Origin of the sequence: Kitasatospora sp. NPDC093806 (assembly GCF_040683335.1) — a bacterium.
In the GTDB taxonomy this organism is placed as follows: domain Bacteria; phylum Actinomycetota; class Actinomycetes; order Streptomycetales; family Streptomycetaceae; genus Kitasatospora.
Genome location: NZ_JBFBDO010000046.1, coordinates 31430 through 52748 on the forward strand (window position 1 = coordinate 31430; position 21319 = coordinate 52748).

Annotated in this window: 20 protein-coding genes; 11 read left to right on the forward strand and 9 right to left on the reverse strand. The window is 74.1% G+C overall.

Annotation, left to right across the window (positions count from 1 at the left end; translation table 11 throughout):
* The first annotated feature begins 6 nt into the window (after positions 1-6).
* From AB0N76_RS21795 to AB0N76_RS21820, 6 genes are all read left to right on the forward strand, one after another.
* Entirely contained in the window at positions 7-1467 is a 1461-nt protein-coding gene (locus AB0N76_RS21795; RefSeq protein ID WP_363559264.1) for a catalase, read from the forward strand.
* A 256-nt stretch (positions 1468-1723) separates the two neighbouring features.
* Positions 1724-2503, forward strand: coding sequence for an IclR family transcriptional regulator C-terminal domain-containing protein (locus tag AB0N76_RS21800; RefSeq protein WP_363559266.1), 780 nt, complete (start codon positions 1724-1726; stop codon positions 2501-2503).
* A 233-nt stretch (positions 2504-2736) separates the two neighbouring features.
* On the forward strand, positions 2737-3651 hold the full coding sequence (locus AB0N76_RS21805) for a metal-dependent hydrolase (protein ID WP_363559268.1): 915 nt from the start codon (positions 2737-2739) through the stop codon (positions 3649-3651).
* A gap of 134 nt (positions 3652-3785) precedes the next feature.
* Positions 3786-4874, forward strand: a complete 1089-nt coding sequence (locus AB0N76_RS21810; RefSeq protein ID WP_363559270.1) for a PDR/VanB family oxidoreductase — start codon at positions 3786-3788, stop codon at positions 4872-4874.
* Positions 4875-4930: 56 nt separating this feature from the next.
* Positions 4931-5833 carry a M24 family metallopeptidase gene (locus tag AB0N76_RS21815; protein WP_363559272.1) on the forward strand — a complete coding sequence of 301 codons (903 nt, stop codon included), beginning with the start codon at positions 4931-4933 and terminating at the stop codon, positions 5831-5833.
* Positions 5830-7566: an SDR family oxidoreductase gene (locus tag AB0N76_RS21820; protein ID WP_363559274.1), complete on the forward strand. Its 1737-nt coding sequence runs from the start codon at positions 5830-5832 to the stop codon at positions 7564-7566. The genes AB0N76_RS21815 and AB0N76_RS21820 overlap by 4 nt, the downstream gene beginning before the upstream one ends.
* Before the next feature lie 81 nt (positions 7567-7647).
* On the opposite strand, the gene AB0N76_RS21825 is transcribed toward AB0N76_RS21820, so the two are convergent.
* A complete protein-coding gene (locus AB0N76_RS21825) occupies positions 7648-8085 on the reverse strand; it encodes a PIN domain-containing protein (RefSeq protein ID WP_363559276.1) in 438 nt (145 codons plus the stop codon).
* Positions 8082-8360, reverse strand: a complete 279-nt coding sequence (locus AB0N76_RS21830) for a hypothetical protein (RefSeq protein WP_363559278.1) — start codon at positions 8358-8360, stop codon at positions 8082-8084. Before AB0N76_RS21830 ends, AB0N76_RS21825 begins: the two co-directional genes overlap by 4 nt.
* Positions 8361-8480: 120 nt before the next feature.
* Here AB0N76_RS21830 and AB0N76_RS21835 point away from each other — a divergent pair, with 120 nt between their 5' ends.
* Positions 8481-9395 carry an SDR family oxidoreductase gene (locus AB0N76_RS21835; RefSeq protein ID WP_363559280.1) on the forward strand — a complete coding sequence of 305 codons (915 nt, stop codon included), beginning with the start codon at positions 8481-8483 and terminating at the stop codon, positions 9393-9395.
* Here AB0N76_RS21835 and AB0N76_RS21840 read toward each other — a convergent pair.
* Entirely contained in the window at positions 9386-10399 is a 1014-nt protein-coding gene (locus AB0N76_RS21840) for a WYL domain-containing protein (protein ID WP_363559282.1), read from the reverse strand. The two genes, AB0N76_RS21835 and AB0N76_RS21840, sit on opposite strands and share 10 nt — an antisense overlap.
* Before the next feature lie 107 nt (positions 10400-10506).
* Here AB0N76_RS21840 and AB0N76_RS21845 point away from each other — a divergent pair, with 107 nt between their 5' ends.
* Complete coding sequence (locus tag AB0N76_RS21845) at positions 10507-10719, forward strand: cold shock domain-containing protein (protein WP_363559284.1); 213 nt, start codon at positions 10507-10509, stop codon at positions 10717-10719.
* Positions 10720-10859: 140 nt separating this feature from the next.
* Positions 10860-11528 (forward strand): LysE family translocator, encoded by a 669-nt coding sequence (locus AB0N76_RS21850; RefSeq protein ID WP_363559286.1) that lies wholly within the window; start codon positions 10860-10862, stop codon positions 11526-11528.
* 74 nt (positions 11529-11602) lie between these two features.
* Here the strand turns inward: AB0N76_RS21850 and AB0N76_RS21855 are convergent, their stop codons facing one another.
* Positions 11603-11902, reverse strand: a complete 300-nt coding sequence (locus AB0N76_RS21855) for a hypothetical protein (protein ID WP_363559288.1) — start codon at positions 11900-11902, stop codon at positions 11603-11605.
* Between the two features lie 208 nt (positions 11903-12110).
* On the opposite strand from AB0N76_RS21855, the gene AB0N76_RS21860 reads away from it, so the two are divergent.
* Positions 12111-12407 (forward strand): hypothetical protein, encoded by a 297-nt coding sequence (locus AB0N76_RS21860; protein WP_363559290.1) that lies wholly within the window; start codon positions 12111-12113, stop codon positions 12405-12407.
* Between the two features lie 30 nt (positions 12408-12437).
* Here AB0N76_RS21860 and AB0N76_RS21865 read toward each other — a convergent pair whose 3' ends face one another.
* The 5 genes from AB0N76_RS21865 to AB0N76_RS21885 all read right to left on the reverse strand — a co-directional run bounded on the left by AB0N76_RS21865 (position 12438) and on the right by AB0N76_RS21885 (position 19263).
* Positions 12438-13628, reverse strand: a complete 1191-nt coding sequence (locus AB0N76_RS21865) for an XdhC/CoxI family protein (RefSeq protein WP_363559292.1) — start codon at positions 13626-13628, stop codon at positions 12438-12440.
* A 157-nt stretch (positions 13629-13785) separates the two neighbouring features.
* Entirely contained in the window at positions 13786-15276 is a 1491-nt protein-coding gene (locus AB0N76_RS21870; RefSeq protein WP_363559294.1) for an NCS2 family permease, read from the reverse strand.
* A gap of 191 nt (positions 15277-15467) precedes the next feature.
* Positions 15468-17870 (reverse strand): xanthine dehydrogenase subunit D, encoded by a 2403-nt coding sequence (gene pucD, locus AB0N76_RS21875; protein WP_363559296.1) that lies wholly within the window; start codon positions 17868-17870, stop codon positions 15468-15470.
* Complete coding sequence (locus AB0N76_RS21880; protein WP_363559298.1) at positions 17867-18367, reverse strand: (2Fe-2S)-binding protein; 501 nt, start codon at positions 18365-18367, stop codon at positions 17867-17869. Before AB0N76_RS21880 ends, pucD begins: the two co-directional genes overlap by 4 nt.
* On the reverse strand, positions 18364-19263 hold the full coding sequence (locus tag AB0N76_RS21885; RefSeq protein ID WP_363559300.1) for an FAD binding domain-containing protein: 900 nt from the start codon (positions 19261-19263) through the stop codon (positions 18364-18366). Before AB0N76_RS21885 ends, AB0N76_RS21880 begins: the two co-directional genes overlap by 4 nt.
* Positions 19264-19647: 384 nt before the next feature.
* On the opposite strand from AB0N76_RS21885, the gene AB0N76_RS21890 reads away from it, so the two are divergent.
* Entirely contained in the window at positions 19648-21237 is a 1590-nt protein-coding gene (locus AB0N76_RS21890; protein ID WP_363559302.1) for a PucR family transcriptional regulator, read from the forward strand.
* Positions 21238-21319: the final 82 nt, after the last annotated feature.

A 21319-nucleotide genomic window follows, 5' to 3' on the forward strand; every position in this document is an offset into this window, starting at 1 on the left:
CCCGCCATGCCCAAGATCCTGACCACGGAGTCCGGTGCCCCGGTCGCCGACAACCAGAACTCCGCCTCGGCCGGCGAGTACGGTCCGCTGCTGATCCAGGATCAGCACCTGCTGGAGAAGCTCGCCCGGTTCAACCGCGAGCGCATCCCGGAGCGCGTCGTGCACGCGCGCGGCTCCGGCGCCTACGGCTACTTCGAGGTCACCGACGAGGTGTCGCGGTACACCCGGGCCGCGTTCCTGGCCGAGGTCGGCAAGCGCACCGAGGTCTTCCTGCGGTTCTCCACCGTCGCGGGCAACCTGGGCTCGAACGACGCGGTGCGCGACCCGCGCGGCTTCGCGGTCAAGTTCTACACCGAGCAGGGCAACTACGACCTCGTCGGCAACAACACCCCGGTCTTCTTCATCAAGGACCCGCTGAAGTTCCCGGACTTCATCCACTCGCAGAAGCGCGACCCGTACACCGGCGTCCAGGAGGCCGACAACGTCTGGGACTTCTGGGCCCACTCGCCGGCCTCGACCCACCAGATCACCTGGCTGTTCGGCGACCGCGGCATCCCCGCCTCCTACCGCCACATGAACGGCTACGGCTCGCACACCTACCAGTGGGTCAACGAGGACGGCGAGGCCCACTGGGTGAAGTACCACTTCAAGACCAATCAGGGCATCCGCTCGCTGGACGCCCGGCAGGCCGCCGAGGCGGTCGGCGACGACGCCGACAGCCACCAGCGCGACCTCCACCAGGCCATCGGGCGCGGGGTGTTCCCGTCCTGGACGCTCTACGTCCAGCTGATGCCGGTCGCCGAGGCCGCCGACTACCGGTTCAACCCCTTCGACGTCACCAAGGTCTGGCCGCACGCGGACCACCCGCTGGTCAAGGTCGGCCGCCTGGTGCTCAACCGCAACCCCGAGAACGTCTTCGCCGAGGTCGAGCAGGCCGCGTTCTCCCCGAACAACTTCGTGCCCGGCATCGGCCCGTCGCCGGACAAGATGCTCCAGGGCCGCCTGTTCGCCTACGCCGACGCCCAGCGCTACCGGCTCGGCGTCAACCACACCCAGCTGCCGGTCAACGCCCCGCGCGCCACCGAGGCGGCCAACTACGGCCGGGACGGCCTCGGCGCGCTCAACCCGGCGGGCCGGGACCGGAACTACGAGCCCAACTCGCACGGCGGCCCGGTGCAGAGCGACGCCGCCCTCGCCGCCCCGGTCGGGCTGAGCGGCCGGACCGGCACCCACGCCACCCCGGCCCACGTCAAGGACGACGACTTCTTCCAGGCCGGCGAGCTCTACCGGCTGATGTCCGAGGCCGAGCGGGGCCGGCTGATCGACAACCTGGCCGGCTCCCTGGCGCAGGTCTCCCGGGACGACGTCGTCGAGCGGAACCTCGCCCACTTCCACGCCGCCGACGAGGAGTACGGCGCCCGCCTGGCGGCCGCCGTCGCCGAACTGCGCAGCGCCGACGAAGCCTGACGGTTCCTGACGGCTTCCGACGAGCTGCGGACGGACCGCTGACGAACCAGTGACGAACCGCCGACGATTCCTGACGTGTCCGGATTCGGACGCCCTGGGGGACGGGTGGCGGAGGCGAGGGTGGGGCATATGCCAGTCAAGTGCTTCACCGCTCCTCCACGAAAATCCGCGGAGTGGAGGCTGGCGGCGTCCGGTGGTGGATAGGCTGGACACTACCCGCGGGTCATGTCGCGGGGGGACATCGGAAGGGGACGACATGTCGACACCAGCCCCGGGCCGTCACGCCGTACCGGAGCAGGGCGTGCCCGGTCCGTTCGCCTCCCTGCAGCACGCCCTCAGACTGCTGGAGGCGGTCGACCGGCATCCCGGCGGGGCCACCCTCGTCACCCTCGCCAGGGACACCTCGCTGAGTCTGCCGACGGTTCGCCGGCTCGCGGAGATCCTGGAGATCGAGGGCTACCTGCACTGCCAGGACGGCGGTTGGGTGCTCGGCGGGACGTTCGCGCTGCTCGGCCAACACAACCGGGAGCAGCTCGTCCGCGCCCGGCTGGACCGCAAACTGGCCGAGATCCGCGACGAGTTGGGTGCGGCGGTGTACTTCACCCGCTACCACGACGGCGAGTTGTCGGTCGAGGCGGTCTCGGCGGCCGACCACGCGCCGGCGGTGCAGGAGTGGGTGGACTTCCGGGCCACCGCGCACGCCAGCGCGATCGGCAAGTGCCTGCTCAGCCAACTCGACCACGACGCGCGCCGGGACCACCTGTCCCGCCACCCGGTGGCCCGGCTCACCTCGCGGACGGTCACCGACGCCGATCAGCTGATGCACCGCCTGGAGCGCCAGCCGGCCACCGTCCCGGTGCTGGACATCCAGGAGTACGCGCTGGGCACGGTCTGCGCGGCGGTGCCGGTGACCGCCGGCAGCACGGTCGGCTGCCTGGCCACCTCGATGCCGGTCGGCAACGTGCACCGGCTGAAGGCGGCCGCCGAACTGCTCGCCGCCCGCGCCGCGCCGCTGATGCTGGCCATGGCGGTCTGACGCACCGCGCCCGCCGCGCTCACCGAGGACCCCGCGCCCACCGCGCCCACCGCGCTCACCGAGGACCCCGCCGTACCCGGCGGGGTCCTTCGTGTTTCCCGGGGGCCGCCGCGGTGCACATCACTTATTAGACTCGATGTCGATAAGGGGCGTCGAAACCCTTGTGGCTCGCACTACCCGCGAGTAGTTTTTGCCGGACCGAGCCGCCACCCGCAGGTCAGGAGGGCCCTCCCATGCCCAGCGCCACCCCCGTCCCCGCCCTCGCCGCGCCCGCTGCCCGGGTGCACGACAGCCTCGTCCTGGAGCCGCGCGACGTCCGGTTCGACTGGGCCCGGCTGCCGCTGCACTGGATCCCCGACGAGCCGGTGGCCACCCACATCATCAACGTGCTGCACCTGCTCCTCCCGGAGGGCGAGCGCTGGTTCGTCAAGGTCTTCAAGGAGGCCCTGCCGCTCATCCGCGACGAGGAACTCCGCGAGGAGGTCCTCGGGTTCATCGGCCAGGAGGCCATCCACGCGGAGGCGCACCAGGAGGTCCTCGACCACCTGCTCGGGCAGGGGCTCGACCCGCGTCCGTACGTGCGGCAGGTCTCCTGGCTGTTCCACCGCGTCCTCGGCGACAAGCCGGGGCTGACGGCCCACCGGCGGCGCGAGAACGTCATCGAGCGGGTCGCCTTCATCGCGGCGATCGAGCACTTCACCGCCTTCCTCGGCGACTGGGCGCTCAACTCCCCGGGCCTGGACCGCGCCAAGGCCGACCCGACCATGCTCGACCTGCTGCGCTGGCACGGCGCCGAGGAGGTCGAGCACCGCAGCGTCGCGTTCGACCTGCTGGTCCACCTCGACCCCGGCTACCTGCGGCGGGTCCGCGGCATGGCGATCTCCGGGCCGCTCCTGGTGCACCTCTGGGTGCGCGGCGCCCGGTTCCTGCTCGCAGCCGACCCGACCCTCGACGGCCGGCTCCGGCCCACCTGGCGCGAGGCCGGCCGGATCGCCCGGCGCGGCCTGCTGCCCGACCCGGTCAGGTCGGTCCGTTCCGGTCTGCGCTACCTGCGGCCCGGCTACCACCCCACCCAGGAGGGCTCCTCCAGCCAGGCCCTCGGCTACCTCGCGACCTCGCCCGCCGCCCGCACCGCCGCCGGCCGCTGACGACCGACGGGCAACAGCTGACGGCTGACAGCTGACAACTGACGTCATCTGTTATCTGTCAGCTGTCATCCGTCAGCTGATCTCCGTCAGCCGTCACCCGTCATCGGCCGCCCCCCACCCAAGGACCCCGCCGGATGGACCTGAGCACCCCGCCCCCCGACCTCTACGGCCGCCCGCGCGCCGACGCCTTCCTCCGCTTCCTCACCGCGTTCGGCGACCGCTACAGCCCCGCGCTCGGCAGCCCGCTGCTCCGCCGCAACCCCCGACGCCCGTTCAGCCGCCCCACCCCGGGACTCCAACTGGTCGTCACCGCCCGCCGCCCGGTCGCCGCCGACGCCGTCGAACTGACCCTCGCCGACCCCTCCGGCGGCCCCCTCCCGGCCTGGCAGCCCGGCGCCCACCTACGCCTTGCCCTCCCCTCCGGCCGCGAACGCCACTACTCGCTCTGCGGCGACCCCGCCGACCGCACCACCTACCGGATCGCCGTCCGTCGCCTCCCCGACGGCGGTGGCGGCTCCGTCGAGGTCCACGACACTCTCCACCCCGGCACCCGGCTCGGCGCCCGCCGCCCGCGCAACGGCTTCGCCTTCTGCGCCGAACCGGCCGTCCTGCTGCTGGCCGGCGGCATCGGCATCACCCCGCTGCTCCCGATGGCCCGCGAGGCCGCACGGCACGGCCTGGACTGGCACCTCGTCCACACCGGCCGCCGCGCCGACACCCTCCCGTACGCGGACGAGCTGCGCGCCCTCGACCCCGCCCGGGTCCACCTGCGCGCCGACGACGAGCACGGCGGCCCGCCCACCGGCGCCGAACTGCTCGCCCACGCCCCGCGCGGCGCGGCCGTCTACTGCTGCGGCCCGGCCCCGATGCTCACCGCCGTCCAGGCCGCCCTGGACGCCTCGCCCGCCGCCGCCCTGCACTTCGAACGCTTCGGCGCCGCCCCGGTCACCGACGGCGAGCCGTTCACCGTCCGCCTCGGCGCCGACGGCCCCGACCTGGCCGTCCCCGCCGACCGCTCGGCCCTGGACGTGCTCCGTGAGGCCCGCCCCGACCTGCCGTACTCCTGCCACCAGGGCTTCTGCGGCACCTGCGAGGTACGGCTGCTGGCCGGCACCCCCGACCACCGCGACCGCCGCCTCACCCCCGGACAACGGGCCGCCGGCGCGCTGCTGCCCTGCGTCTCCCGGGCCGCCGAGGGCGAGACCCTCGTCCTCGACCTCTGATCCGGCCGACGCCGGAAGCCTCGCCCCACTCAGCTACCCCCGGAAGGACCCCCGCCGTGCCGCGCACTCCCGCCTTCCCATTCACCGAGCGCGACCTCGCCCGCTTCCGCGAGACCCAGCAGCTCGCCTACCACTGCGCCGAGCAGGTCGCCGCCTGGATCGAACCCGGCGTCACCGAACGGCAGGCCACCACCGAGCTGCGCCGCCGCCTGGTCGCCGCCGGTGTGCAGGACTTCTTCCACGTCCCGTTCGCCTGGTTCGGCGACCGCACCGCGTTCCGCCACTTCCACACCCCGCTGCAGTTCTTCGCCGGCAACCGCCGCCTCCAGGAGGGCATGCCGTACGTGCTGGACTGCGCGCCCGTCGTGGACGGCTACACCGCCGACATCGGCTACGGCGGCAAGGTCGGCGAGAACCGCGTCTGGGACCGGCTGGCCGCCGACCTCCAGGTCTACCGCGAGCTGATCCTGGCCGAGGTCCGCGCCCGCAAGCCGCTCGCCGAGGTGTACGCGGCGGTCGACGCGCAGATCGAGGCGCACGGCTACGACAACCGGCACCGCGTCTACCCGGGCCGGGTGATCGGCCACCAGGTCACCCGGATGACCGCCCGCGGCCCGGCCGGCGTCAACGTCTTCGGCTTCGGCGTGCGCACCCTCCAGACCCTCGGCCGCGAGCTGATCAGCGAACGCCTGCACGGCCGTTCCCCGCTCTGGGCGGACGGCCGCTCCTCCCGGCACGCGCCCACCCCGGGCCTGTGGGCGGTGGAGCCGCACATCGGCTTCCGGGAGGTCGGCATCAAGTTCGAGGAGCTGCTGGTGGTGACCGAGGACGACGCCTACTGGCTGGACGACGACCTGCCGCACGTCCGCCGCTGGAACGCCAACACCGACGCCGCCGCCAACGCCGACACCGCCACGGCAGCAAAGACCGCCGCCGAGCCCGAGGGAGCCGCCCGATGAGCAGCCGAAGCACCCGCCGCCGGACCGTCCACTCCGGCGGCCTGCCGCTCGCCGTCGTCGAGGACGGCGACCCGGCCGCGCCCACCGTCCTGCTCGTGCACGGCTACCCCGACACCCACGCCGTCTGGGACGACGTCGCCGCCGACCTCGCCCGCGACCACCACGTGGTCCGCTACGACGTGCGCGGCGCCGGCGCGTCCGGAGTCCCCGCCGACCGGGCCGGCTACCGCCTGGAGCAGCTCGCCGCCGACCTGTTCGCCGTCGCCGACGCGGTCAGCCCGGACCGCCCGGTGCACGTCGTCGCCCACGACTGGGGCTCGCTCCAGTCCTGGGAGGCCGTCACCAGCCCCGGCGCCGAACGCCGGCTCGCCTCCTACACCACCATGTCCGGGCCCTGCCTCGACCACATGGGGCACTGGCTGCGCGCCCGGCTGCGCCGCCCCACCCCGCGCCATCTGCGCCAACTGCTCTCCCAGGGCGTCCACTCCTGGTACATCACCGCCTTCCACCTGCCCTATCTCGCCCCCGGCGTGTGGCGGCTCGGCCTCGCCCGTGCCTGGCCCCGGGTGCTGCGCGACCTGGAGGGCGTCACCCCGCGCCCGGACCACCCGCAGCCCACCCTGCGGCAGGACGCGGTCCGCGGCATCGAGCTGTACCGGGCGAACATGCGGCCCACCCTGCGCGACCCGCGCGAACGCCCCACCGAGGTGCCGGTCCAGCTGATCACCCTCACCGAGGACCGCTACGTCGGCGGCTACCTCTCCGAGGGCCTGGAACGCTGGGTGCCCCGGCTCACCCGTCGCACCCTGCGGGCCGGCCACTGGTCCGCGCTGCTGGAGAAGGGAACCACCGTGGCCGGGATGGTCCGCGAACACGTCGCCCGCACCGAGGGCGGACGGCCCGACACCGCCGACCAGCGGGCCGACGACGGCCGGCTGGTCGTCATCACCGGCGGCGGCAGCGGCATCGGCCGGGCCACCGCGCTCGCCTTCGCCGAGGACGGCGCCCGGGTGGTGGTCTGCGACCTCGACCTCGACGCGGCCCGCCGCACCGCCGAACTCGCCGGCCTGATCGGCCCGCCCGCCCACGCCTACCGGGTCGACGTCAGCGACGGCGCCGCCGTCGATGCCTTCGCCCAGCAGGTCGCCGCCGAGCACGGCGTGCCCGACGTGGTCGTCAACAACGCGGGCATCGGCCACTCCGGCACCTTCCTGGAGACCACCGAGAAGGAGTGGCAGCGGGTCCTCGACGTCAACCTCTGGGGCGTCATCCACGGCTGCCGCGCCTTCGGCACCCTGATGGCCGACCGTGGCGAGGGCGGCCACATCGTCAACCTCGCCTCCGCCGCCGCCTACCTGCCGGCCAAGGCGCTCACTGCCTACGCGACCAGCAAGGCCGCCGTCTTCATGCTCTCCGACTGCCTGCGCGCCGAACTCGCCGGCCACCGGATCGGCGTCTCCACCATCTGCCCGGGCATCGTCAACACCAACATCACCCGCACCTCCACCTTCTCCGCCACCACGGCCGACCAGCAGGCCGCCAAGCAGGCCCGCGCCGCGAAGCTCTACGCCCGCCGCGGCTTCCCGCCCGAGAAGGTGGCCGCCGCCATCCTCGCCGCCGTCCGCACCGGCAAGCCGATCGTCCCCGTCACCCCCGAGGCCAAGACCGCCCGCCTCCTCAGCCGCCTCGCCCCCGGCCTCCTCCGCCTCGCCGCCCGCCTCGACGTGACCTGACGAAAACGCGACCGACGAAAGCGGTCGAGGGCCTCGGGCCGCACGGGCTCGTCCGTGCGGCCCGAGGCCCGCCGGGATGCCTCACAGGTCGAAGGGCAGGACCCGGAACGCCTTGTGCTTGGTCAGGGGCCGGACCGCCCGGAAGTCCCGTTGATCGAGCGTCAGGATCGCGTCGGTGCGGAAGTCCGCCGCGAGGGCGACGTTGACGGCGTCCGCGAGGTCGAGGCCGAGACCGCGGTGGCGGGCGCGGACGGCCTGTGCGGCGTCCAGCGTGTCGGCGGTGATCTCGGGGAGGACGGCGCGCCCGGAGCGGACGCGGTGCACGACGTCGTCGACCGCGTGGGTTGCCGCGGCGGGCCCCAGGACCCGCCGAGCCAGATGATCGAGCTCGCTCAGCAGTACCGGCGAGATCACCAGCAGGCCCGCGCTGTCCAGTACCTCTCGCGCGGCGGGGCCAACCGGGTGCGCCCGGTCGAGGGCCGCGAGAAGCCCCGAGGTGTCCGCGATGACGACGATCACGCGGCGCCTCGACGGTGTTCATCAGGGGCGGCGGTCGACTTCGTCCGCTCGTAGGCCGCGGCCTTCTCCGCCCAGACGTCGTCCGCCGCGGCTTCGCCGAGCGGCTCGTACGTGGCCCTGAAGAACGGCTCGTCCCAGGTGCGCCTGGACATCGCGGCGAGGTGGATGCCTTCCCGGATGATCTCCGCTTCCGCTATCCCCTCACGGGCCGCCGCCTCCTTGATCACCGCGAGATCCTCGGCTTCGACGTAGACGGTCGTGCGCTTGAGAGCCATATGCGTATGGTACCGCCGCCATACGTCCGCTGGTAGGTGACTTCGGTAATCCCGACAGGAGGTGTCGGGATTACCGGGGAGCATCGGTGGTGTCGGTGGGACGTGAGTGGAGGACGGGACATGGCACAGCCGTTGAAGGGCAAGATCGCGCTGGTCGCGGGGGCGACGCGGGGGGCCGGGCGGGGGATCGCGGTGCAGTTGGGGGCCGCGGGGGCGACGGTGTACGGGACGGGGCGCAGCGCCGAGGGGCACCGGGGGGAGTACGGGCGGGCGGAGACGCTGGAGGAGACGGCGGCGCTGGTGACGGCGGCCGGCGGGCGGGGGATCGCGGTGCGGGCCGACCACCTGGTGCCCGCCGAGGTCGCGGCGGTGGCCGCCCGGATCGAGGCCGAGCAGGGCGGGCTGGACATCCTGGTGAACGACATCTGGGGCGGCGAGCAGCTGTTCGCGTGGGAGAGCCCGGTCTGGGAGCACGACCTGGACAAGGGGCTGCGGCTGCTGCGCCTCGCGGTGGAGACGCACGCGGTCACCAGCCACCACCTGCTGCCGCTGCTGCTGCGCCGCCCGGGCGGGCTGGTGGTGGAGATGACCGACGGCACCGCGGAGTACAACGCGACCCGCTACCGGAACTCGTTCTTCTACGACGTCGCCAAGGCCGCCGTGCTGCGGATGGCGTTCGCCCTGGGGCACGAGCTGGGGCCGCGCGGGGCGACGGCGGTGGCGCTCACGCCGGGGTGGATGCGGTCGGAGATGATGCTGGAGCACTTCGGCGTCACCGAGGAGACGTGGCGCGAGGCGACGGCGGGCGAGCCGCAGTTCGGGATCTCGGAGTCGCCGGGGTACGTCGGCCGGGCGGTGGTGGCGCTGGCCGCCGATCCGGAGGTGGCGCGGTTCAACGGCACCTCGCTGTCCAGCGGCGCGCTGGCCCGGGAGTACGGCTTCACCGATCTGGACGGCAGCCGGCCCGACGCCTGGCGGTACCTGGTGGACGTGGAGGGCGCGGCCGGCCCGCTGGACCCGGCCGGCTACCGCTGACCGTCCGCCCGGGCGGCGTACCGCGCGGCGGTGCGGGCCGCGGCCTCGGCCAACCGCCGCCGCAGCGACGGCGGTTCGAGCGCCTCGGCCTCCGGGCCGAGGCGCAGCAGGTCCTCGTAGCCGACGTCGAGCGACTCGACGGGCAGCCGGACGGTCACCCACCCGTGGCCGTCCGGCGGGCCGGCGGTGGCGAGCGCCTCCCGGGCGGCGACCGGTTCGAGCAGGTGCGGCAGGCGGTCGACGCCGAGCGGGCTGAGCCGGACGGTCACGGTCTCCCGGAGCAGGGAGCGGGCGAACTCCGCGGCCTTGGCCGCCCAGAACGCGGCGAGGTCGAACTCCTCGTCCCGTTCGAAGGTCCGCCCGGACGGTTCGGCGGCGGTCAGCCGGTCCACCCGGTACACCCGCGCGGACGCAGACGCAGACGCAGACACAGACGCGCCGCCCTCGTCGGGTCGGGCCACCAGGTACCAGGCGCCCGCCTTCAGCACCAGCCCGTACGGCCGCAGTATTCGCTCGACCTCCGCCGCACCGTCCCGCTTCCGGTGGCGGATCCGCAGCAGCCGCCCGCCCCACACCGCCCGCGCGACCTCGGCGAGCAGCGGCGGGGCGGGGGCGTCGCGGAACCAGCCGGGCGCGTCCAGGTGGAACCGCCGGGCCCCCGCGGACGGCGCGTCGCCGAGCTCGCCGGCCACCTTGAGCCGCGCGGTCAGCGCCGGGTCGGCGAGGCCCATGTCGCCCAGCGGCCCGGGCAGTCCGGCGAGCAGCAGCACCTCGGCCTCGGCCCGGTCGAGGCCGGTCAGCCGGGTGCGGTAGCCGTCGAGCAGCCGGTAGCCGCCGGCCCGGCCGCGGTCGGCGTAGACCGGGACCCCGGCCTCGGCGAGGGCGAGCACGTCCCGCTGCACGGTGCGCTCGGAGACCTCCAGTTCGGCGGCCAGTTCGGCGCCGGTCATGGCGCGCCGGGCCTGGAGGAGCAGGAGCAGCGAGATCGCCCGGGCCGTCCGCATCGCCGTCGTCCTCCCACCGGGGCCGCCGGACGCGCGCCCGGGCCGTTCCGCGTCGATCATGGGTGCCGACGGGATCCGCCCGTCCCCTGATGGACGAGGAGGCCGCCATGGCCACCGGCACCGTGCAGTCCTACCACGCGAACCACGGCTACGGCCTGATCACCCCCGACGAGGACGGACCGGCGCTGTACGTGTACTTCGACTCGATCGTGGCGGCGGACGGCGGCGACCGGACGCTCGTCGAGGGCCAGCGGGTGGCGTACGACCCGACCGAGCAGGAGGGCCGCCGGGTCGCCGAACGGGTCCGCCGCCTGCCCTGACCGACCGACCCGGCCGCCTGCCCTGACCGCCTGCCCTGACCGACTGGCCTGACCGACTGGCCCGGCCGGCTGGCCGGGCGGGGACCGGCGCGGGGGACGCGTCCGCATGATCAAGGACCGTGGACGTACCATCAGGGGCCATGGAGATGACGACCGCACTGTGGTCCTTCGCCCTCGTCGTGGGGCTGCTGACGCTCACACCGGGCCTGGACACCGCCCTGATCCTGCGCACCTCGGCGCTCGGCCACCGGCGGCAGGCCTGGGGGGTGGTGCTCGGGATCCAGACCGGGACGCTGTTCTGGGGGACCCTCACCTCGGCCGGGGTGACGGCGCTGCTGACCGCCTCCCAGCTGGCGTACGAGGTGCTGCGCTGGGCCGGGGCGGCCTACCTGGTGTGGATGGGCGTCGGGATGCTGCGCGCCAGCGTCAAGGCGAAGGCCGAGGGCAAGGCCGAGGGCAAGGGCGCGGGCGAGGCCGAGGCCGAAGCCAAGGGCGCGGCCCCGGCGGACGGCGGGATGGCGGCCGGCTGGCGGCGCGGCACGCTGACCAACCTGCTCAACCCGAAGGTGGGCGTCTTCTACGTGGCGATGCTGCCGCAGTTCATCCCGGCCGGGGCGCCGCACTTCGCCGCCGGTGTGGCGCTGACCTGCGTGCACGTGCTGGAGGGGCTGGTCTGGTCGACGGCGCTGGTGGGGTTCGCGCAGGTGCTGCGCGGCTGGCTGAACCGTCCGGTGGCGCGCCGGGTGATGGACCGGGTGACCGGTCTGGTGGTGGTCGGCTTCGGCGTGAAGCTGGCGCTCGCGGACTAAGACGTAGGACTGGGACGCAGGGCTGGGACGCAGGGCTGGGACGCAGGGCTGGGACGCAGGACTGGGACGCGGGACTAGGACGTCCGGCCGAGCCGGCCCAGGCCCTCGCGCAGCTCCGCCGGGTTCATGCAGATGTGCACGTCGATGCTGGCGTTGAACTCCAGCCAGAACGGTTCGCAGATGGACGGTAGGGCGGCCTCGTCGGCGATGTCGACGACGACGATCTGGCAGCGCCGGCCGTTGCGGGCGAAGGCGTAGGCGGCCTCGGGCTTGAGGTCGGCCATCAGCCGTTCGAAGGTCGTCAGGATGGTGCCGTCCGCGATGGCCTTGTTGGTGGTCGCGGTGTCCAGTTCGATCTCCAGCAGCGCGCGCATGGCGGTGCTCCTCTCCGGGCCCGCCGAGGGGGCGGGCGGGTCCACGCCTCCAGCGTCCCGCCGCCGTGGCGGCCCCGCAATTCACCCGGTCGGCGGTACCGGGTTGGCCGCCCCGGCGGCGCGCGGGCTGCACTGGGAAGGGGCGGACGGTCAACCGGCGACAGGCAACAGGCGACCGGCGACCGGCAACAGGCAGAGGAGCCGTGCCATGGCGATCATCGTGGTGTTCGACCTTCCCGAGGTCAGCCGGGAGCAGTACGAGGAGGCGCTGGACCGGCTGACCGGCGGCACCGGGTTGAACCGGCCCTCTGACTGGCCGGTGCGCGGCCTGGTGCTGCACGCGGCGGGCCCGACGCCGGACGGCCGGGGGTGGCACGTCACGGACGTCTGGGAGTCGCGGGAGGCGTTCGACCACTTCGCGGCGGTGCTGATGCCGATCCTCCAGGAGGTGGGCATGCCGACCACACCGCCGCTGATCTGCGAGGCCTACAACGTGGTGACCTGAGCCCCTGAGCCCCCTGGGACCCGCAAACCGCTAGGCGGCGTGCGGGGTGGACGGGGCGCCGCCGGCGTCCGGAGCCGTGACGGCCGGGAGGCCGTGGTGGATCGGCCCGTCCCCGGCGCTGAGCGGCAGGCAGCTGCCGCCGCGCCGGTGGGCGACGATCTCGGCGGCGACCGAGACGGCGGTCTCCTCGGGGGTGCGGGCACCGAGGTCGAGGCCGATGGGGGAGCGCAGCCGTCCGATCTCGGCCTCGGTCAGGCCGGCCTCGCGCAGTTGGGCCTCGCGTTCGCGGTGGGTGCGGCGGGAGCCCATCGCGCCGACGTAGCCGACCGGCAGCCGCAGCGCGCGTTCCAGCAGCGGGATGTCGAACTTGGCGTCGTGGGTGAGCACGCACAGCACGGTCCGGCCGTCCAGGTGGTCGAGCTGGGCGTCGAGGTAGCGGTGCGGCCAGTCGACGACGACCCGGTCGGCCTCGGGGAAGCGCCGGGCGGTGGCGAAGACGGGCCGGGCGTCGCAGACGGTGACGTGGTAGCCGAGGAACTTGCCGATCCGGACCACGGCCGCGGCGAAGTCGATCGCCCCGAACACCAGCATCCGCGGCGCGGGGACGTACGACTCGACGAAGAGGGTGACGGTGCCCTGGCCGTGGTCGTCGCAGGGGCGTCCGTCGAGGCCGAGGACGAGGCGTCCGGTGCGCCCGGCCTCCAGCATGGCCCGGGCCTCCGTGACGACGGCGCGCTCCAGCGGGGCGGCGACGGTCGGGGCGGGGGAGAGGGCGCCGTGGTGGGCGTCGGCGGTGACGGCGACGGTGGTGCCGAGCAGTCCGGCGGGGCCGGCGATGACCCGGGCGAGGGCCACGGGGGTGCCGGCGGCGATCAGGGCGATGCCGGTGTCGAGCGCGGGGTCGGTGCCGGGGACGACCGGCTGGACCAGGACGTCGAGGATTCCGCCGCAGGTCAGGCCGACCGCGAAGGCGTCCTCGTCGCTGTAGCCGAAGCGCTCCAGCACGGGCTCCCCGGAGGCGATGGCGGCTTGGCAGAGCTCGTAGACGGCCCCCTCGACGCAGCCGCCGGAGACGCTGCCGACGGCCTCGCCGGCCGCGTCGACGGCGAGCGCGGCGCCCGGGTCCCGGGGCGCGCTGCCGGTGACCCCGACGACCGTGGCCACGGCGAAGGACCGGCCGGACGCGTGCCAGGCCAGTAGCTGCTCGGCGATGTCCTGCATGTCGGGAGCTCCTTGTCGCTTTCGAGGGTAGTCAAACGGGGCGGACGAGTGTCGGGAAGGCGGGCGGTGCGGGTGGCCGAGGCCGCCGTACGGGAGAACGATCCCGTACGGCGGCCGTGGCGTTCGAATCAGCGCCGTCGGGTCGGCACCGTCCGAGTCAGTGCACCCCCAGCCAGGACTTGACCGGGGTGAGCGCGAAGTAGACGAGGAAGACCGCGGTGAGGATCCACATCAGCGCCCCGGGCTCGCGCCACTTCCCCTGCCCGGCCTTGATCACCGTGTAGGAGACGACGCCGGCCGCGACGCCCGCCGTGATGCTGTAGGTGAGCGGCATCAGCACGCAGGTGAGGAAGGCCGGGACGGCCACCTCGCGGTCGGACCAGTCGATGTGCCGGGCCTGGCTCATCATCATCGAGCCGATGACGACGAGGGCGGCGGCGGCGACCTCGACCGGGACGAGCCCGGCCAGCGGCGAGAGGAACAGCATCAGGGCGAAGAGCCCGCCGGTGACCGTGGAGGCGAGCCCGGTGCGGGCGCCGTCGCCGACGCCGGTGGCGGACTCGACGAAGACGGTCTGCCCGGAGGCGCCGGCCAGGCCGCCGATCGCGCCGCCGGCGCCGTCGACGAGCAGGGCCCTGGACAGGCCGGGCATCCGGCCCCGCCGGTCGGCTAGCCCGGCCTCGGTGCCGACGCCGATGATGGTGGCCATCGCGTCGAAGAAGCCGGCCAGGACGAGGGTGAAGACCGCGACCGAGGCGCTGATCGCGCCCATGCTCCGCCCGCCGAAGGCACCGAACAGGTCGATGTCGCCGAACAGGCTGAAGTCGGGCGCGGAGACGGGGGAGCCGGGCCAGACCGGGGCGGAGTTGCGCCAGGCCTGGGCGGGGACGTCGGCGAGGCGGTTGACGGCCATGGCGAGGACGGTGCCGCCGGCGATGCCGAGCAGGATGGCGCCGCGCACGTTGCGGGCCATCAGCACGAAGACGGCGAGCAGGGTGACGCAGAAGACCAGCACCGGCCAGCCGGCGAGTTCGCCGGCGGGGCCGAGCGAGAGCGGGGTGGGTCCGCCGGTGTGGACGAACCCGGCCTTGTAGAGGCCGATGACGGTGACGAACAGTCCGATGCCGATGGTGATGGCGTGCTTGAGCGGCAGCGGGATGCCGTCCATGATCCGTTCGCGCAGGCCGGAGACCACCAGCAGCACGATCAGCAGGCCGTAGACCACGCACAGGCCCATCGCCTGCGGCCAGGTGGTGTGCGGGACCACGAGGGCGGAGACGGCGCCGGAGACGGAGAGACCGGCGGCGAGGGCCAGCGGGACGTTGCCGACCAGGCCCATCAGGACGGTGGTGACGGCGGCCGCGAGCGCGGTGGCGGTGGTGAGCGCGGCGTGGTCGAGCGTGGCGCCGGTGGCGTCGGCGCCGCTCAGGATGATCGGGTTCAGCAGGATGATGTAGGCCATCGCCATGAACGTGGTGAGGCCGCCGCGGAGTTCGTTGGCGAGGGTCGATCCCCGGGCGGAGATCTTGAAGTAGGCGTCCAGCGCGTTCCTGGGCGCCGCGGGGGCCGATGCCGGGGCCGGGGCGGGGGTCTCCGCCGGGGTGGATCTGTCGTCAGTGGTGCCGGGCTCCGTGGGGATCCTGGTCATGTCCACTCCCAAGTGTCAAAGGGGGTTGGGGTGGGCGAGCCGACCTGACAGCCAGTCGATGAAGCCGTGGCACAGGGGGACGTTTCGACTCACGGGCGCGCGGGTGGGACGCGGCGCCGCCGGCCCCGGCGTGGGCCGGCGGCGACCGTGGTGCGATGGCGGGATGGTGCCGTTCCGAACGGACGGGGGCCCTACAGCGCCCCGGGCCGCTCGGTGGTCAGGTGCTCGGGCCGGACCGGGATCCGCTCCAGCGCCAGCCCGGTGGCGTTGCGGATGGCGGCCACGATGGACGGCGTCGCCGAGACGGTCGGCGCCTCGCCCACCCCGCGCAGCCCGTACGGGGCGTTGGGGTCGGGCAGTTCGAGGATCTCGACCGGGATCGGCGGGGTGTCCAGGATGGTCGGGATCAGGTAGTCGGTGAAGGAGGCGTTGCGCACCTTCCCGTCCCGCAGGACGATCTCCTCCATCACCGCGAGCCCGAGCGCCTGGGTGCAGCCGCCCTGGATCTGGCCGACCACCGAGAGCGGGTTGAGCGCCTTGCCGACGTCCTGGACGGCGCTCAGCTCGACCACCTTGACCAGGCCCAGCTCGACGTCCACGTCGACCACCGCGCGGTTGGCGCAGAAGGTGTACTGGACGTGGCCGAAGCCCTGCCCGGTGACCGGGTCGAGCGGGGTGGTCGGGCGGTGGTGGTGCTCGCGGGTGGCCTCGATCGCGTCCTCGCCGAGCAGGTCGACCATCGGGACCAGCGGGCCGGCCGAGGCCGAGACGACCTTGCCGCCGCTGAGCGTGAGGTCCTGCCGGGTCCAGCCGTAGCGGCGCCGGCCCTTCTCGATGAGCTCCCGCCGCACCGCCTCGGCGGCCAGCTTGACGGCGCCGCCGGTCATGTAGGTCTGCCGGGAGGCGGAGGTGGAACCGGCCGAGCCGACCTGGGTGTCGGCGGGCTGGATGGTGACCTGCTCGACGCCCAGCTCGGTGCGGGCGATCTGGGCGTGCACGGTGACGCCGCCCTGCCCGACCTCGGCCATCGCGGTGTGCACCAGGGCGACCGGCTCGCCGCCGATCACCTCCAGCCGGACCCGGGCGGTGGAGTAGTCGTCGAAGCCCTCGGAGAAGCCGACGTTCTTGATGCCGACCGAGTAGCCGACGCCGCGCACGATGCCCTCGCCGTGCGAGGTGTTGGAGAGCGCGCCGGGCAGCTGCCGGACGTCCGGGTCGTCGAGGTCCAGCGGCGGCGGCAGCGGCATGTCCTTGACCCGCTGGAGCAGTTCGGCGACCGGGGCGGGCGCGTCGATCTCCTGGCCGGTGGGCATGTGGTCGCCCTGCTTGACGGCGTTGAGCTGCCGGAAGACGACCGGGTCCAGGTCGAGCGCGGCGGCCAGCTTGTCCATCTGGGACTCGTAGCCGAACGCGGCCTGCACGGCGCCGAAGCCGCGCATCGCCCCGCAGGACGGGTTGTTGCTGTAGAGCGCGAGGGCGTGCATCCGGACGTTGGGGATCACGTACGGGCCGTGTCCGAGCGAGGCGGCGTTGCCGACCACGGCGGGCGAGGCGGAGGTGTAGGCCCCGCCGTCCAGCACGATCCGGGCGTCGGCGTAGACCAGCTTGCCGTCCCTGGTGGCGCCGTGCTCGTAGTACATCCGGGCCGGGTGGCGGTGGACGTGGCCGAAGAAGGACTCGTCCCGGGAGTAGACGATCTTGACCGGCTTGCCGGTGTGCAGGGCCAGCAGGCAGGCGTGGATCTGCATCGAGAGGTCCTCGCGGCCGCCGAACGCCCCGCCCACGCCGGCCAGGGTCAGCCGGACCTTCTCCTCCGGCAGGCCGAGCACCGGCGCCATCTGCTTGCGGTCCACGTGCAGCCACTGGGTGGCGATGTAGAGGTCGACGCCGCCGTCCTCGGCGGGCACCGCCAGCCCGGACTCCGGGCCGAGGAAGGCCTGGTCCTGCATGCCGACCTCGTAGCTGCCGCTGACCACCACGTCCGCCAGCGCCCGCACCTCGTCGGTCACCCCGAGGCCGGAGACCAGCCGCTGCTCGTGGCAGATGTTGCCGTGGGCGTGCGCCTTGTACTCGTGCGGCTCGTGCACGTACCCGTAGGTCTCCGGGTGCAGGCACTGCTCCTCGGTGACGATCGGGGTGAGCACCTCGTACTCGACCTCGATCTTCTTCGCGGCGCGCCGGGCGGTCTCCGGGTGGTCGGCGGCGACCAGCGCGATCGGCTCGCCGTGGTAGCGGATCCGGTCGATCGCCAGGGCCGGCTGGTCGGCGATCTCCAGGCCGTAGTACTTCGAGCCGGGGACGTCCTCGTGGGTGAGCACGGCGTGCACGCCGGGGACCTTCAGGGCCTCGGTGATGTCGACGCTCAGGATCCTCGCCCGGGGGTGCGGCGAGCGCAGCGCCGTGCCCCAGAGCATGTCCTCGTGCCACAGGTCGGAGGAGTACGCGAACTCGCCGCGCACCTTCAGCGTGCCGTCCGGGCGCAGCGGCGAGGCGCCGATGCCGTGCTCGCTGGTCTGCCGGATGTCCTGGAGGTTCTTCTGCCCCCGGATCGCGCGGGTGCTCGCGGCGGGGGTGTGCGAAGCGCGGGTGCTCATGCCGACACCGCCCCTCCGGCCGCCTTCCCGGCGCACTTGCGGGCGGAGGCCAGCCGCACCGCGTCCATGATCTTCTCGTAGCCGGTGCAGCGGCACAGGTTGCCGGAGAGCGCCTCGCGGATGTCGGCGTCGGACGGCTGGGCGTCCTCCTCCAGCAGCGCGTCGGTCTGCACCAGCAGGCCCGGCGTGCAGAAGCCGCACTGGACGGCGCCGGCGTCCACGAACGCCTGCTGGACCAGGCCCAGCCCGCCGTCCTCGGCGCCCAGCCCCTCGACGGTGCGCACCTCGCGGTCCTGCACCTGGCCGGCCGCGACCAGGCAGGAGCAGACCGGCACCCCGTCCAGGTAGACCGTGCAGGAACCGCACTCGCCCTGCTCGCAGGCGTTCTTGGAGCCGGGCAGGCCGACCCGCTCGCGCAGCACGTAGAGCAGGCTCTCGCCCTCCCACACGTCGTCGGCCTCGACCGGCTTGCCGTTGGCGGTGAACGTGACCCTCATGCCGCGCTCCTGATCTGCTTGCGGTAGTCGTTCCAGGTCCAGGTCAGGGTCCGGCGCGCCATCACGGCGAGCGCGTGCCGCCGGTAGTCGGCGGTGCCCCGGACGTCGTCGATCGGGGCGGCGGCGGCCTTGACCAGCTCGCCGAACCGCTGGACCACCTCGGCGCCCAGCAGGTCGCCGCTGTGCCACAGGCCGCGCTCGGCGAGCACCTCCCGCAGGTACTCCTCGGCCTCGACGGCGCGGCGCGGGGTGGGGGCGGCCGAACCGATGCCGGTGCCGACGGTGCCGGTCCGCGGGTGCAGCGCGAAGCCGAACGCGCAGACCGCGATCACCATCGCGTTGCGGGTGCCGATCTTGGAGAACTGCTGCGGGCCGTCGGCGGCCGGGATCCGGACCGCGCGGATCAGCTCGTCCGGCTCCAGGCTGTTGCGCTTGACCCCGGTGTAGAAGTCGTCGATCGGGATCAGCCGGGTGCCGCGCACCGAGGCCGCCTCGACCAGGACGTCCCGGCCGGCCGCCAGCAGCGCCGGGTGGGAGTCGCCGGCCGGCGAGGCCGCGCCGAGGTTGCCGCCGACGGTGCCCCGGTTGCGGATCTGCGGCGAGCCGACGGTGTGCGCGGCCAACGCCAGGCCGGGCAGCGGGCCGGACAGCTCGGCGATGATCCGGCTGTAGGGGACGGCGGCGCCGAGCCGGACGGCCTCGCCGGCCGCGGTCCGTTCGGTCGTCCACTCGGTGAGCTCGGTGACGCGGTTCAGGTCGAGGATCGCGGGTGGCCGGTGCACGTCGAAGTTCAGCTCGACCATGACGTCCGTACCGCCCGAGATGGGCAGCGCGGCCGGGTGCTCGGCCTTCGCCGCGAGTGCCTCGTCCCAGGTGGCGGGCCGAAGGAACTCCATGCGGGTGTCTCCTCAAGTCGTCGCCGGCCGGACGGGTGGGCGCGGTGCCCGGTGCGGTGCTCGACGCTGTACGTCCGGCGGCGGGTGGCAAGGCCAGTGAACCGCTGTGACCGGGGCCACTGGCAGTCACCGATGGCATGAAGCCCCGGCGGTGCTGCCGCCCGGCGTCCTGTACGTTCCTCTAAGGAGGGCGATCCCGCAGCCCAGCCGGGCGCCGGGCGCTACCTACGACCGTAGTCCGGACGCCTTTCCCGGGCCACGGTCCGGCCGTCCGGGCACCCATTGGGACGTAACGCCGAGCACGGATGTTCGGGCAGACTGTGACCGCGGACCGAGCGTTCGGACGCCCTGCACCCCCACCCCCCGCCCGTTAGGAGCCCCCGGATGCGTGTCCGTGACCTGCTCGCCCCCGGCGCCCCGCGCCTGCGCCTGCTCGCGGCCGAGGAGGAGCTGGACCGGCAGGTCAGCGGGGTGATGACGACCGATCTGCAGGACCCGGGCCGGTACCTGCACGGCGGCGAGCTGGTCCTCACCGGGATGCTGTGGCGCAGCGGCCCGGCCGACTCCGAGCGGTTCGTGCGCACCATCGTGGCCGGCGGCGCGGTCGCCCTGGCGGCCGGCGAGGCCGAGGTGGGGCCGGTCCCCGCGGACCTGGTCGAGGCCTGCCGCCGGCACCGGATGCCGCTGCTCGCGGTGCCCGACGACATCGCCTTCGGCACCGTCACCGAGTTCGTCGGCCGCCAGGTCTCCGCCGACCGGGCCGCCGACCTCTCCGCCCTGGTCGACCGGCACCGGCTGCTGGTCTCGGCGGCCGGCGGCGGCGGTCTGGACGCCGTCCTCGACCTGCTCGGCGGCGACCTCGACCTCGACTGCTGGGTGCTCGCCCCCACCGGCACGGTGATCGCCGGCCCGGCCGACCGGCTGCCCGCCGAGGACCGCGACCAACTGGTCCGCGCCCACCTCGCCGCCCAGCGCCAGCGCCGCCGCCCCCCGCACCGGGTCCGGCTGGCGGCCGGCGCCTACTCGCTGCTGCCCGCGCCCGCCGCCCCCGAGGCCGAGGCGCCGCTGACCGACTGGCTGCTCGTGGTGGCCGGCGACGTCACCGAGTGGACCCCCAAGCGCCAGCAGCTCGCCGAGAACCTGGCCCGGCTGGTCGCCGCCGAGCGGCACCGCCGCGACGAGGGCCGCCGGCTGCGCCGCCGCCTCGCCGACGAGTTGCTCGCCCTGCTGCGGCGCGACGCCGACCCGGCCGAGATCAGCCGCACCCTGTACGCGTCCTCGGCGATGGCCGCCCGCTACGAGAGCCCCGACTCCGAGCCGCCGGCGGCGGACGGGGCCTGGGTGGTCGTCAGCGCCGAGGGCACCGGACTGCCCGAGGGCGCGGTCCGGGTGATCCTGGAGGAGGCGCTGGGCGGCGCCGCCGACCGCGCGCTGGTCGCCGGAGCCGGCACCGGCGCCGTGGTGGTGCTCCCCGCGCCGGACGGCCCGGCGGCCGAGACCCTGCGCGGGCTGCTCGCCCCGCTGGAGGCCGGGCTGGGCTCGGAGGGCCGGATCACCCTCGGGGTGTCCGCGCCCGCCCCGGCGGCGGTCGGGCTGCGCGGGGCGCTGGAGGAGGCCCGGCACGCCCGCCGGATCGCCGCCGCCCGGGTCGGCCGGGTCTGCGTGGCCGGGCCGGAGGAGCTGGCCTCGCACGTGCTGCTGCTGGCGGCCGTCCCGGACGAGGTCCGCCGGGCGTTCCGCAGCCGGCTGCTGGACACCGTGATCTCCTACGACATCGAGCACCAGGCGGACCTGGTCCGCACCCTGGAGGCGTTCCTGCGCTCGGACGGCTCGTGGACCAGGTGCGCGGCGCAGCTGCACGTCCACGTCAACACGCTGCGGTACCGGATCGGCCGCATCGAGGAGTTGACCGGCCGTGACCTGTCCCGGCTGGAGGACCGGGTGGACTTCTACCTGGCGCTCGAACTGGCCTGAGTCGCCCGAACCGGCCTGAGCCGCCCGGACCGGCCTGAGCCGCCCGAACGCGATGAGGCGGCCCCGGAATCCTCCGGGGCCG

Bases quoted from the DNA above. Each gene is read 5' to 3' on its own strand.
- AB0N76_RS21890 (WP_363559302.1), top strand. From the start codon at position 19,648: ATGCGTGTCCGTGACCTGCTCGCCCCCGGCGCCCCGCGCCTGCGCCTG.
- AB0N76_RS21835 (WP_363559280.1), top strand. From the start codon at position 8,481: ATGGCACAGCCGTTGAAGGGCAAGATCGCGCTGGTCGCGGGGGCGACG.
- AB0N76_RS21805 (WP_363559268.1), top strand. From the start codon at position 2,737: ATGCCCAGCGCCACCCCCGTCCCCGCCCTCGCCGCGCCCGCTGCCCGG.
- AB0N76_RS21860 (WP_363559290.1), top strand. From the start codon at position 12,111: ATGGCGATCATCGTGGTGTTCGACCTTCCCGAGGTCAGCCGGGAGCAG.
- AB0N76_RS21830 (WP_363559278.1), bottom strand. From the start codon at position 8,360: ATGGCTCTCAAGCGCACGACCGTCTACGTCGAAGCCGAGGATCTCGCG.
- AB0N76_RS21810 (WP_363559270.1), top strand. From the start codon at position 3,786: ATGGACCTGAGCACCCCGCCCCCCGACCTCTACGGCCGCCCGCGCGCC.
- AB0N76_RS21800 (WP_363559266.1), top strand. From the start codon at position 1,724: ATGTCGACACCAGCCCCGGGCCGTCACGCCGTACCGGAGCAGGGCGTG.
- AB0N76_RS21855 (WP_363559288.1), bottom strand. From the start codon at position 11,902: ATGCGCGCGCTGCTGGAGATCGAACTGGACACCGCGACCACCAACAAG.
- AB0N76_RS21795 (WP_363559264.1), top strand. From the start codon at position 7: ATGCCCAAGATCCTGACCACGGAGTCCGGTGCCCCGGTCGCCGACAAC.
- AB0N76_RS21865 (WP_363559292.1), bottom strand. From the start codon at position 13,628: ATGCAGGACATCGCCGAGCAGCTACTGGCCTGGCACGCGTCCGGCCGG.
- AB0N76_RS21820 (WP_363559274.1), top strand. From the start codon at position 5,830: ATGAGCAGCCGAAGCACCCGCCGCCGGACCGTCCACTCCGGCGGCCTG.
- AB0N76_RS21870 (WP_363559294.1), bottom strand. From the start codon at position 15,276: ATGACCAGGATCCCCACGGAGCCCGGCACCACTGACGACAGATCCACC.
- AB0N76_RS21850 (WP_363559286.1), top strand. From the start codon at position 10,860: ATGGAGATGACGACCGCACTGTGGTCCTTCGCCCTCGTCGTGGGGCTG.
- pucD (WP_363559296.1), bottom strand. From the start codon at position 17,870: ATGAGCACCCGCGCTTCGCACACCCCCGCCGCGAGCACCCGCGCGATC.
- AB0N76_RS21840 (WP_363559282.1), bottom strand. From the start codon at position 10,399: ATGCGGACGGCCCGGGCGATCTCGCTGCTCCTGCTCCTCCAGGCCCGG.
- AB0N76_RS21880 (WP_363559298.1), bottom strand. From the start codon at position 18,367: ATGAGGGTCACGTTCACCGCCAACGGCAAGCCGGTCGAGGCCGACGAC.
- AB0N76_RS21845 (WP_363559284.1), top strand. From the start codon at position 10,507: ATGGCCACCGGCACCGTGCAGTCCTACCACGCGAACCACGGCTACGGC.
- AB0N76_RS21885 (WP_363559300.1), bottom strand. From the start codon at position 19,263: ATGGAGTTCCTTCGGCCCGCCACCTGGGACGAGGCACTCGCGGCGAAG.